Source organism: Luteitalea sp., from assembly GCA_009377605.1.
Taxonomy (GTDB): Bacteria; Acidobacteriota; Vicinamibacteria; order Vicinamibacterales; family Vicinamibacteraceae; genus WHTT01.
Genome location: WHTT01000078.1, coordinates 17326 through 29131, shown reverse-complemented (window position 1 = coordinate 29131; position 11806 = coordinate 17326). Strand labels below are relative to the sequence as shown.

Below are 11806 nucleotides of genomic sequence, written 5' to 3'. Positions count from 1 at the left end.
GAAATTCCTGGACGCTGTCGAGGCTGCCCGTCAACAGTCGAGCGCCGCGCTCGTAGCCGTTGCCCATATACGGCTGGTCGACCCGTGAGGCGTCGATGCCGTCGATGGTGAAGCTATTGTGGACGCCGTGAAGCCCATTGAACGTGAGGTCCGCGATGAAGCTACTGCGCGCGACGGCGCCAGGCGTCAGCAAGCTGAACCGCGCGTAGTCGCGGCCGTTGATGGGCAGCTCGGTGAGATGCTTCGTGTCAAAGCGACTACCCAGCTCCGAGGTCGCGGTGTTCACGACAGGCGCCTCGGCGGTCACGGTAATGCCCTCTTCGAGGCCGGCGGGCCGCAGCGTGAAGTCCACGTCAATGGTCTGACTCACGGCGAGCTCGATCCCGTCGCGTGTCACCGGCGCGAATCCTTGCATCTCGACCGACAGCGTGTAGGGCGCGGCCGCCAGGCTCGAAAACAGATAGCGCCCGGCCTCGTCAGTGACCGCCACGCGCGTCGCGCCGGTCCGGACGTTGACGACGGTCACCGTGACACCCGGCAGGACGCCGCCCGTCGCATCGCTGACGACACCGCGGATTCCTCCCATCGTGCTCTGGGCAGAGGCTTCGGGAGCCGTTGGAAGAACAAGCACAAGCACGCTCACGATGAATCGGAGCGCGAGAGCCGAAAAGGCGCAACACTTCATGCAACACCTCGTCCGGTGGGCAGTGTGAGGAACGATGACGTCATGCTCTACGGCAGAGACTCATATGACGTGCGCGTGACAACTTACCACAGCCGAGCAAGCTCATGACGGCGCGCCGTTTTGGCCAGCAGAACGTGTTCCGGCGTGTGTTGATTGTGCGATCATCACGCACCTATGTCGGCACCGTGGGCCAAACCTGGACGCTCTCGCCCAGCACCGTCGTCGACACGACCGCCGGGTATTCGCTGCTCGATCTCGCCACCCGCCCGCCGGACTACGGCACGAACTACGGCCTCGACGTGCTCGGCATCTCCGGCACCAACGGCTCAGACGTCAGGCAGAGCGGCTTTCCCGAGCTCGTCACCGGTTACACCGCGCTCGGCAACGACGATGCGATCTTCCCCAGCTTCTACACCTGGTCGAAGAGTATGAATATGGCCGACGAGGATGGCTGGGTGGCGCTGCTCTACAACTCGCCGAGCCAGTTCGAGCGGAACTATGCTCTCGCCGGCTTCGACCGCACGCACAACTTCCAGATGGCGTGGGCGTACGAGCTGCCGTTCGGACGATCGGCGAACGGCAGCCTGTCACAGCTCATCCGCAACTGGTAGGTGAACGGCACGTTCAGCGCCGCCTCTGGACGTCCTCGCACGGTGACCGCCGATGAGACGTCGCTCGACGCGCGCGGCAATGAGCAAACGGCAGATCAGGTGGCCCAAGGACGGCAAACCTCAGGCTTCGAAGGCCGGCCCGACGAGAAGTACTACGACCCCTCGGCGTGGGCACCGGTCGGCGCGCAGCGGTTCGGCACGAGCGGCCGCAACAGCGTCCGGGCCCCCGGCTTCTGGAACCTGAATCTCTCGCTCTTCCGCACCTTCGACATCGGCCAGACGGCACGGCTACAGTTCCGCGCCGAGGCGTTTCATCTCACCAACCATCCGCAGTGGGGTAACCCGAACCTGGACGTGAGTAGCCCTAACTTCATGGAGATCACCAGTGCGAGCGGCAACCGCAGCATCCGTCTCAGCACGCGCTTGACCTTCTGATCGGCACTACGGACTATCCGCTCGCGTGCGCCGCTTTCTCCATTCGCCCGCAAGCATGCTGTACACGACTAGGTCGACGTAGTGGTCGTAGAGCCACTCGGACTCGCGCCGGATCCCCTCTCTGGTGAAACCGAGGCGCTCGGGGATGGCGCAGCTCCGTCGGTTCCCCGTCGCACATGCGACCTCAACACGGTTCAAGCCCAGCTCACCGAAGACATGCTCGAGCAGGACCGCGCAAGCGCGTGTCACGATGCCGCGCCCTTGTGCCCCTTCGGCAATCCAGTAGCCGATGCTCGTCGCTCGATTGGGCCAGTCGATCTTGTGGAGGCCGAGACCGCCGACCAAGCGGCTCTCGTGACGCAACCCGCACGCGAAGCCATTGCGCGCCGCGAACGCCTGCAGGCTCATCCGAATGAAGGCGCGGGTGTCCTCGGCGCGGCGGCTCGCGTCGAGCCACGGCAGCCACCGGCGCAAGTAGGTGCGGTTCGCATCGATGGCCGTGAAGAGCTCCTCCGCATGGTGCTCTTCGAGCAGCTCGACCGATGTCTCGTCGTCGATTGTCAGCGCGAACATGCAGACCTCCGGCGCCCGATGCAGTTCGTTCCCCATGCAGTTCGAACCTAATCGTAACCCCATGTGGTAAGCTGTGCGCCGCCTGTGGAAGCCCTCGCTCGGGCATTGAGGAGGCTCTATGCTGCTGTGGCTCGACACCCCGCTCGTCTCCTGTATCCCTGCGCCTGTCATCCAAGCTGACCAACTGGAAGAAGACGACACGGAAGATCTCGACGACGAGGACGCGGACGAGATGGACGATGACGCCGACGACGACGAGGAGGAGGACGACGACGACGACGAGGAGGCGGAGGAGGGCGACGAGGAAGACGAGGAGGAGGACGATGGTAAAGACGCAACGGCGGCGTGGCCCTCCGGCATCCTCGGCTTTCGCAGCCCTCTCCGCGCCATCGCGCCGCTAGCCTTCCACGCTATTCGGGACCGGAGCTGAGCAGTACGCCTTCACGAGGCCGGCTTCGCCGCATCGCGCGGTGGTCGACCCACCTCGATGAGCGTCTTCGTTTGCAGTAAATCTCAATCGCCTTGGGACAGGTGACGCTCGATGGCGACATGAGCGCAGGATGACACAACGCTTGACCCTGTCCCTGTGCGGTGACGTCATGACCGGACGTGGCGTCGACCAAATTCTGCCGCATCCAAGTGATCCAGCGATCCATGAGCCCTACGTACAAGACGCGCGTGAGTATGTTGCGCTCGCCGAAGCGGCCAATGGCCCGATTCCCCGGACCGGCGATCCAACGTACCTCTGGGGCGACGCGCTCGACGAGCTCGACGAGGCTGGCCCTCAGGTGCGGATCATCAATCTCGAGACCGCCGTCACGTGCGAAGACTCTCACTGGAAAGGCAAGGGCATCAACTACCGCATGCATCCTCAGAACATCGAGTGTCTGACGGCGGCGCGCATCGATGTCTGTGTGCTGGCAAACAATCACGTCCTCGACTACGGGTACGCGGGCTTGAGCGACACGGTCACGCTGCTACGCCGACACGGCCTCGAGACGACGGGCGCCGGCGAGAACGCCGCAGGCGCGCGCCAACCCGCCCTCGTCGATGTCGACGGCCGGCGCGTCATCCTTCTCTCCCTCGGCGCGACTTCGAGCGGCATTCCGCCGGCATGGGCCGCGACAACGGATCGACCAGGCGTGGATCTGATCGATGATCTTTCTGAGGACACGGCCCGTGGAATCGTCGAACGGGTCCGGCGTGTCAAGCGCTCCGGTGACATCGCAGTGGCATCGATTCATTGGGGAAGCAACTGGGGATACGACATCGAAGATGAGCAGATCCAGTTCGCCCACTGGCTCGTCGACGGAGGCGTCGACATCATCTATGGCCATTCATCCCATCATCCGAGGCCGATCGAGGTCTACAACGGCAAGCTGGTGCTGTATGGGTGCGGCGACCTGATCAACGACTATGAGGGCATCAGCGGCCACGAAGAGTTCCGGGGCGATTTGGCGCTGATGTACTTCCCTATCGTCGACAACACCACCGGACGGCTGCACGAGCTTCGGCTCAGCCCGATGCAGATCGTCAAGATGCGGCTGAGCCACGCCTCGGCGCAGGACTCTGCCTGGCTGGTGGATGCAGTCAGCCGCGCTTCCGCGCCGTTCGATTCACGTGTCACGCTCGCTGCGGAGAATCGGCTGGAGCTATCGTGGAAGTCGCAAGAGTGACGCGCTCGAGGGCAGGCCTAACTGGACAGCATTGGGAGTACACTGAACGCTCACGTATGAGCGTCGCGCATCCTAGCCCCGGTGTCGTCAGGGTAGCTCTGTTCTTTCTGGCGCTGGTCTGGCTCTCCGAATCGTTCTCTGCAAACGGCAGCAGCACTCTTCCGAAGGTCGAGAACGTCAGCCTCCAGCCGCTCGCGGCTCAAGTGACGCGCGTGGTCGAAGCCCTCGACTATCTCGGCGTGCCGCTCAGTGCCGCCGAGAAGCGCTCGCTCGAGGCCGCCCTGGACCATGATGACGAGAAACGTGCCGTGCTCGCGCTGCAGGACGTGCTCGATCGCCACTGCCTCGTCGACATCCACATCAATCCAGAGAGCCGTGTCAGGGTGACGCAGGGACCAGCGCGTCCCGAGCTAATGCAGAATGGCTGGCGCACTTTCCTCGTCAAAGTGCGGAACGAAGCTGGCGTCACGGCGCCGTTGGGCGCGGACAGCCCGCAGGCGAAACCCGTCTTCTCGCGTGGACCGGATGGCTCCAGCATGAACCCGCGTCCGCCGCAGACGATCGCACGGCGCGATGTGGCGGACCGTTGGCTCGATCTCAGCATGTTCGACAAGCCCCCCCTGGCGCCAACGCTCTCCGGCCTCGAGCTCGAGTATCGAATCATTCAGCTCTATAGCCGAGACGCCGGCAAGCGCGAAGCCGTCCTCGGCTTCGACGTGGGCCAGGGCACTCAGGACATTGGCTTTCGCAACAATGCCCCAATCCTCTTCGACGCCCGGCCCTCCGTGGACGTCACGCTTCGCGTGCTCGACGAACAGGAACGGCCGACGACAGCTTCGTTCGTGATCAAAGATGCGCTGGGACGCGTCTACCCGTCCCCTGCCAAGCGTCTGGCGCCGGATTTCTCCTTTCACCCGCAGATCTATCGAGAAGACGGCGAGCGGGTCACCCTGGCGCCTGGCGATTACATCGTCGAGTACACCCGCGGCCCGGAGTACGTCACCAAGCGCCAGGCGCTGTCGGTCCGCGAGGGCGACGGGCAGACCGTCACCTGCCGGCTGCAGCGTTGGATCGACGTCTCGCGCCTGGGTTGGTACTCCGGCGATCACCATGTGCACGCCGCCGGCTGCCTCCACTACGAGACGCCAACGATTGGCGTCTTCCCGAAGGACATGATTCGTCACATCGTCGGCGAAGGCCTGAACGTCGGTGCGATTCTCACGTGGGGCCCTGGCTACTATTTTCAAAAACAGTTCTTCGAGGGCCGCGACCATCGGCTCTCGACGCCCGAGCACCTGATGCACTACGACGTGGAGGTCTCCGGCTTCCCCTCCAGCCATGCGGGCCATCTCGTGCTGCTGCGCCTGACGGAGCCGGAGTATCCGGGAACCGCCGTCATCGAGGATTGGCCATCGTGGACGCTGCCCATCCTGCGATGGGGAAAGGCACAGAATGCGGTGGTTGGCTTTGCACACTCGGGGTGGGGCCTCGAGGTCGAAGATACGACCATTCCGACCGACGAGGTCCCAAAGTTCGACGGCATCGGCGCAAACGAATATATCGTCGCCGTCGCGCACGATCTGGTGGACTTCATCTCGACCGTCGACACGCCGGCCCCGTGGGAGCTCAATATCTGGTACCACACGCTCAACGCCGGCTTCCGCACGCGGATCAGCGGTGAGACGGACTTTCCGTGCATCTATGGTGACCGCGTAGGACTGGGTCGCAGCTACGTGAAGGTCGCTGGAGAGCTGAGCTACGATGCGTGGGTCGATGGTATCCGGCACGGTCGGGCGTATGTCTCCGACGGCAAGAGTCATCTTCTCGACTTCCGCGTCAACGACCAGCCGGTCGGTGCGGGGCGTAGCGAGTTACGGCTGGACGGTCGATCCACCTTACGCGTGACGGCACAGGTGGCAGCCAGGCTCGACGAAGCGCCAAACGCGGTCGTGCGAAGTACTCCGCTCGCCGAGAAGCCGTATTGGGATCTCGAACGAGCGCGAGTCGGTAACACGCGGGAGGTGCCGGTCGAGCTGATCGTCAACGGCCAAGCGGTCGCCACGAAGAACGTCCTCGCCGATGGCAAGCTGCGCGCGGTGTCATTCGAGGCGCCTATCGCTCGAAGCAGCTGGGTTGCCCTGCGCATCCTCCCCTCTTCGCATACGAATCCCATATTCGTCCTCGTAGGCGGGAAGCCTATTCGCGCGTCACGGCGCAGCGCCGAGTGGTGCTTGAAAGCGGTCGATCAATGCTGGAGGCAGAAGGCGCCGCAGATCGCCGAGGAGGAGCGCGACGAAGCGGCCAAGGCCTACGAGCATGCACGCGAGGTCTATCGGCGGATTCTAGCGGAGAGCGGGACACAGTAGCGACGTCATTCGGGGCCAGACACCCAGACTCTAGAGGCACCGCGCACGCGGCTCATGCGGGCATGGCGTCAGGCGAGAAGGGCTCCACAGGCAAACGGCGACCCGATGAGCTAATGGACCGCAACAAGACTCAACGCGAGCCCGTTCAGTCTGGCATGATCGCTGCGGTGGTATCTTCCGAGGTTGACTATGCGAGAAATACGGTGAGACTGACGGGCAACTCCAGCTCCTCAGTGAGCCCATCGTCGCTGGCTCCTTCCCCGTGACGTGCGATGGACTATGTCCAACGCGGGCCGCCGGATCGTGACTTCGCGGTGGTGTGAACCAACCGCCAGCTCACCATGTCTTGTCGCTTTGCAAAGTGCAGAACTGGCGCACCCGCCACCGCGTCAGCGGGGGCCGCCAGTTGGAGGCCGATCGGATCGGCCATCGTGTTCACGAAGATCTCAGCAGAGGCCGCTCGCAGGGGCCACGGGGGATGATGGATGTCGACCGTGAACGTCTTCCCCTTCGCGTCGACCGTGTACAAACAGTAGCGCTCGGTCAGGAAGTATTCGAGCGATCCCTCCCGCGCGTGAAACACGGGTCCAGCCGGCCGGTACGTGGCAACGAGCCGTGCCGCTCGGCTCCCGTGGCGTTGGCTGACGTAGTGAATCTCGTCACCTCGCTGCTCAACGTGCATCGACGCCCAGTGGTACGGTAAACGAAACAGCGCTCGGCCCACACTCACGGCGGGCCGGTTGCTAGCATCCAAGCTAAAGAAGTACACGCCGGGCTTCTCGCCAATCCGCACGTACGTACGCACGTTCAGCTCGGGAAACGCAGAGAGCCAAGGTAGTGCCGGTACACCGCGCGGCGCAACGTTGGTCATGCGAAACGGCACGACTCCGAGCCATGCGCGGCCGTCGAACACGTCGAGCTCGAGACGCGGCGGAATGACGGCCGCCAGGCGCGGTGGATCCACTGCCCAGTGCGCAAACAGGAGGTCATGCCACGTCTGCCGCATGATCCATGGGCCGCGAGGCATCGTCCACGGCCGGTGCCCGACCTCGTCCAGAATCCGATAATTGAAGTCGTGAGACATCGGTAGGTCAGGATGACCCGGCCGCAAGGCTACTGACTGCATGGGTTCAGGCTGGCCCCAAAAGACTTGCGCTCCCAACCGAGGTGATCCGAAGCCGGCTCCGCACGGCTCCAAGGGGGCCGACGTCGACCGGCACGCCGTCACGGAAGGCAATCACCTGTTTCGAGAACGGCGAGACACGACCGCCCGGTGTAAGGATGCCAACGAGGTTCAGCGGATCCGCGCTGCTCACGAGGACCAGCTCCCCAGAGGTGGGCATGCGGCGGGCGGCGCGAAGCGCATCCACTGCACCCGACAGCGCATATTGCTCGCCGACGAAGCCGTCGACGAACCGGCCGCCGCGGATCTCGCCGCGCGCCTCGAGACGACGGTAGATGCCAAGCAGCACGCGCCACGGTGGCGCCTGCGCCTCACGGGCCAACAGGTCACGAAAGACGACGCCGTACCGACGGAGGAACTGCCAGGCGCGAGACTCAGTCTTGAGCTCCGGCGACATGTCCGACGCCTCACCGCCCCAGAGCGCCCATCGTCCCACCGGCATCAACCGGGGCACCAATCGTCCGCCGCGTATGAGACGCAGCCGTCCGCTCGCCGCCCTTCGTTGGTGCTGGGGCTGCAGCAGCACGCGGAGCCCGGCAATGCCGTCACCGGTCACCAGGCCGCGCGCAACGAGCTCCCAAAGCGCCTCTTCGGCGGCCGCTGCCATCAGTCCCGTCCCGCGCGCCAGATCCGTGATGAACGATGCCCCTCGCTGCTCGAGATGGGCAGCCACTGCTGTTGCCTCGCGCGAGAGTCCTTCCGCACGCGACCACGTGCCTTGCTGATCGTCCAGAAAGCCGGTAAGGTTCTCGCGCAGCACGAAGGCGAGCGGCGCCTGACGTGTAGGCGCGGAGACGACGCGCCGTGATCGGCCACTGATGGGCCGCGCGCTACTGGTCAGCCCCTGCACTTCCTCCGGAACTTCTCGGCGCGACAGCCTTCCCCAGGCGACAACGCCCGCGAGGCAGAGCTGCTCCAGATCGGCGGCATCGTAATCGGCGACCCGCGCTGGTAGCACCCACTGCTCCCAGGCCGGCGCGGGCAGCTCCACGCCCTGGAGTTGACGGATCACCTCCAGGAGCCCGTCGCGACCATGCATCTGGGTTCCCGGTGCGACGTGCTGCCAGCGCAAGAGGAAACGGATGAAGTCGGCTGCGGTCACCGGCTCGATCTCGCGCCGCAGCCGACCCAAGGTAAGACGATGGATGCGGGCCAGGAGGCGCCGCTCGCACCACTCGACCTCGTTCGGACCGCACGCGGTCGTAAAGCGACCACGCAGCACCACGCCGCGCCCTTCGAGCCCGGCAAGCGCAATCTCGACGAGGGAGCGTGGCAAGCTGCTTCGCTCCGCCAGCGCCTCCACCGACACGGGACCGAGCGCGTCGAGCCACCCTTGTACCATCGCCTCCACTGCTTCGCTCTCGCGCGGCCGGCCGATGTTGGGTGGCACGACCAGCTGAGCATCCAGCTCCACCTGGCCGAGCACCGCTTCCACGGCGGGAAGCCGCTCGACCGCGACCAGCGCCCGCGAGCGGGCGCCATCACGGCTCCAGCTCGCGATTGCTGCGCGCCGAGTCTCCCGGAGCTCTTCTACATATCCCAGCCACGGCTCCGCATCGTCGAGCCGCAAGAGCCCCACCGTGTGCAAGAAGTCGTGCAGCTCGTCGGCGTCGCGAACATCGGGCCACGCCTGTGCCGATACGGTCGCAATGGCTTCCGGATCCAGCCGACCGATGCCGCCCGCGAGATCATCGTCCATCCGCCGCAAGGAAACCGCCCTCGCCCGCCGCTCTTCGAGCGGCGCGTCATCCAAGAACGCGTACGGGTTCGCGTTGAGAATCTCGTGCGACATCGGCGATGGCGCAGGTGTGTCGACGGTCACCGCACGAATCTCGCCTCCCCCGATGGCAGCGACGATCTCCCGTAGGCCGTCGAGATCCATGGCCTCGTGCAGGCAATTGAGGATCGTCTCGTTCACGAGCGGGTGGTCCGGCGGTTCAATCGGTCCGGCATGGTTGTCTTGACACGCGACCTGCCCCGGAAAGACCGCAGCGAGCAGGTCGTCCGCACGCATCCGCTGGAGCGGCATTGGAACCCGGCGCCCCCCTTCGTGCCGCCGAATGGCGAGCGCACGCGTCGCGTTCCAGCGCCAACGATTCGTGAACATGGGTGACACCAGCATCGCCTGCACGAGATCTTCGCGAAGCGTCGCCAAGCGAATCATGCTGAACGTGCTGTCGATCGGGAAGGAGTGCTGTTCGCCGAGCGACAACACCACGCCGTCGTCGGTCGCCGCGGCCTGCAACTCGAAGTCGAAGGTCACGCAGAAGCGCTTGCGCATCGTGAAGCCGAGCGCCCGGTTGATGCGGCCGCCAAACGGCGTGTGAAGGACGAGCTGCATGCCGCCCGACTCGTCGAAGAACCGCTCCGCCACCACGGTCCGCACACTGGGCACCACGCCGAGCATGCGCACCGTTGCAGCCACGTAGTCGACGATCTGCTCCGCCCCGGCGCGCGTTACCCCACTCTCCTGTTCCAGCCAGGCCACTGCCGCGTCGCGGTCGGCAAGCCGCGACGCCACACCCTCGCGCAGGTCTGAGACTGCTTGGCTCATCTCGCGTGTGCGGGCGGGCGCCTCACCGAGCCAGAAGGGAACGTTCGGCGGCGCTCCTTTCGCATCCTCCACGCGCAAGCGGCCAGACTCGACGCGCCGGATGCGCCACGATTGGTTGCCCAGGAGAAAGATGTCACCCGCCATCGACTCCACGGCAAAGTCCTCGTTGACCTTGCCGACGAACGTGCCCGCTGGCTCCTCGATGACGTCGTAGTCGGCCATGTCAGGGATCGCGCCGCCCGAGGTGATGGCGGCAAGCCTGGCGCCGCGCCGCCCGCGCAGGCGTCCTTGCACCCGGTCGCGATGGAGATACGCCGACCGCCGCCCACGGCCAGTGGCAATACCTTCGCTCAGCATCGCGACCACCGCATCGAACTGCTCGCGCGAGAGACGCCGGAACGGGTACGCGCGGCGAACCATGTGCCACAGCTCTTCTTCGCCGATCTCCCCCGTCGCGGCCACCGCCACGATCTGTTGCGCGAGGATATCGAGCGGTGTCTCCGGAATGAGGAGGCGATCCAGTTCGCCCGTGCGAACGGCGCGAAGCGCAGCCGCACACTGGACCAGCTCGTCGCGGGTCAGCGGATAGAGAATGCCCTTCGGGACAGCGCCCAGCCAGTGGCCGGAGCGGCCGACACGCTGGAGTAATGTGGCAAGCTGACGTGGGGCCCCGATATGACAGACGAGATCGACGTGTCCGATATCGATGCCGAGCTCGAGCGACGCCGTCGCAACGACAGCGGCGATCTCGCCGCTCTTCAGGCGTTCTTCGGCGCTCAAGCGCGTGGCGCGCGACAAGCTGCCGTGGTGCGTGGCCACGCGCTCGGTGCCCAGTCGCTCGCTCAGCTCGTGCGCGACGCGCTCCGCCTGACGACGCGTGTTCACGAAGACCAGCGTGGCGCGGTGTGCCTGCACTTGCGCGACCACACGGTCGTAGATCTCCGCCCATAGCTCCTGCGTCGCGATAGGACCGAGCTCTTGGTCGGGCACATCGATCGCGAGGTGGAGCGCACGTCGGTGGCCGACGTCGACGATTGCACACGCCGGCGGCGCCTCTTCGCCCGAGGCGGCCACGCCGACGAGCAGGCGTGCAACGTCCTCGATGGGCTTCTGCGTCGCGCTCAGGCCGATCCGCTGGAGTGGCGCGCCCCTGAGCGCATCCAGCCGCTCGAGCGACAGCGCCAGATGCGAGCCGCGCTTGTCACCGGCCGAAGCGTGAATCTCATCGACGATCACCGTGCGCGCATCGGCGAGGAAACGCCGGCTCCCTTCCGCCGTCAGCAGGATGAAGAGCGACTCCGGTGTCGTGATCAAGATGTGCGGCGGCCGGCGAAGCATCCGAGCGCGGTCTCGCGCAGCGGTATCACCGGTGCGCACAGCCACCCGGATCTCCGGGAGCGGCAGCCCCCGCAGGGCGGCCTCCTCCGCAATGCCGCGGAGCGGCTCCTGCAGGTTCTTCTCGATGTCGTTGCTCAGCGCCTTGAGTGGCGACACGTAGACAACGGCGGTGCGATCGTCGAGCGTCCCGGCGAGCGCCTGTTCGACCAGGCCATTGATCGACCAGAGAAACGCAGCCAGGGTCTTGCCAGATCCCGTCGGTGCTGCAATCAATGTATGCCGGCCCGAGGCGATCTCCCGCCACCCGGCGGCCTGGGGTGGCGTGGCCTCGCCGTAGCGTTGCGTGAACCAGTCAGCGACGAGCGGATGGAAAGGAATCATGCCT

Annotated in this window: 8 protein-coding genes; 4 read left to right on the top strand and 4 right to left on the bottom strand. The window is 65.3% G+C overall.

Annotation, left to right across the window (positions count from 1 at the left end; translation table 11 throughout):
* A partial coding sequence (locus GEV06_21715) for a hypothetical protein (protein ID MPZ20505.1) occupies positions 1-685 on the bottom strand: 685 nt, incomplete at its 3' end.
* A gap of 104 nt (positions 686-789) precedes the next feature.
* Here GEV06_21715 and GEV06_21710 point away from each other — a divergent pair.
* Both GEV06_21710 and GEV06_21705 read left to right on the top strand, forming a co-directional pair.
* Entirely contained in the window at positions 790-1296 is a 507-nt protein-coding gene (locus tag GEV06_21710; protein ID MPZ20504.1) for a hypothetical protein, read from the top strand.
* Positions 1297-1338: 42 nt separating this feature from the next.
* Entirely contained in the window at positions 1339-1731 is a 393-nt protein-coding gene (locus GEV06_21705; protein ID MPZ20503.1) for a hypothetical protein, read from the top strand.
* Positions 1732-1737: 6 nt separating this feature from the next.
* On the opposite strand, the gene GEV06_21700 is transcribed toward GEV06_21705, so the two are convergent.
* Complete coding sequence (locus GEV06_21700) at positions 1738-2304, bottom strand: GNAT family N-acetyltransferase (protein MPZ20502.1); 567 nt, start codon at positions 2302-2304, stop codon at positions 1738-1740.
* 560 nt (positions 2305-2864) lie between these two features.
* Here GEV06_21700 and GEV06_21695 point away from each other — a divergent pair.
* Together GEV06_21695 and GEV06_21690 are read left to right on the top strand one after the other, a co-directional pair.
* On the top strand, positions 2865-3980 hold the full coding sequence (locus tag GEV06_21695; GenBank protein ID MPZ20501.1) for a hypothetical protein: 1116 nt from the start codon (positions 2865-2867) through the stop codon (positions 3978-3980).
* A 56-nt stretch (positions 3981-4036) separates the two neighbouring features.
* Positions 4037-6346 (top strand): hypothetical protein, encoded by a 2310-nt coding sequence (locus GEV06_21690; protein ID MPZ20500.1) that lies wholly within the window; start codon positions 4037-4039, stop codon positions 6344-6346.
* A gap of 277 nt (positions 6347-6623) precedes the next feature.
* Here GEV06_21690 and GEV06_21685 read toward each other — a convergent pair whose 3' ends face one another.
* Both GEV06_21685 and GEV06_21680 read right to left on the bottom strand, forming a co-directional pair.
* On the bottom strand, positions 6624-7430 hold the full coding sequence (locus tag GEV06_21685) for a DUF2071 domain-containing protein (GenBank protein ID MPZ20499.1): 807 nt from the start codon (positions 7428-7430) through the stop codon (positions 6624-6626).
* Between the two features lie 46 nt (positions 7431-7476).
* Positions 7477-11802: a DEAD/DEAH box helicase gene (locus GEV06_21680; protein ID MPZ20498.1), complete on the bottom strand. Its 4326-nt coding sequence runs from the start codon at positions 11800-11802 to the stop codon at positions 7477-7479.
* Positions 11803-11806 lie beyond the last annotated feature (4 nt).

Excerpts from the sequence above, each read along its gene's own strand:
- GEV06_21710 (MPZ20504.1), top strand. The coding sequence starts at position 790 with ATGACGGCGCGCCGTTTTGGCCAGCAGAACGTGTTCCGGCGTGTGTTG.
- GEV06_21700 (MPZ20502.1), bottom strand. The coding sequence starts at position 2,304 with ATGTTCGCGCTGACAATCGACGACGAGACATCGGTCGAGCTGCTCGAA.
- GEV06_21695 (MPZ20501.1), top strand. The coding sequence starts at position 2,865 with ATGACACAACGCTTGACCCTGTCCCTGTGCGGTGACGTCATGACCGGA.
- GEV06_21690 (MPZ20500.1), top strand. The coding sequence starts at position 4,037 with ATGAGCGTCGCGCATCCTAGCCCCGGTGTCGTCAGGGTAGCTCTGTTC.
- GEV06_21685 (MPZ20499.1), bottom strand. The coding sequence starts at position 7,430 with ATGTCTCACGACTTCAATTATCGGATTCTGGACGAGGTCGGGCACCGG.
- GEV06_21680 (MPZ20498.1), bottom strand. The coding sequence starts at position 11,802 with ATGATTCCTTTCCATCCGCTCGTCGCTGACTGGTTCACGCAACGCTAC.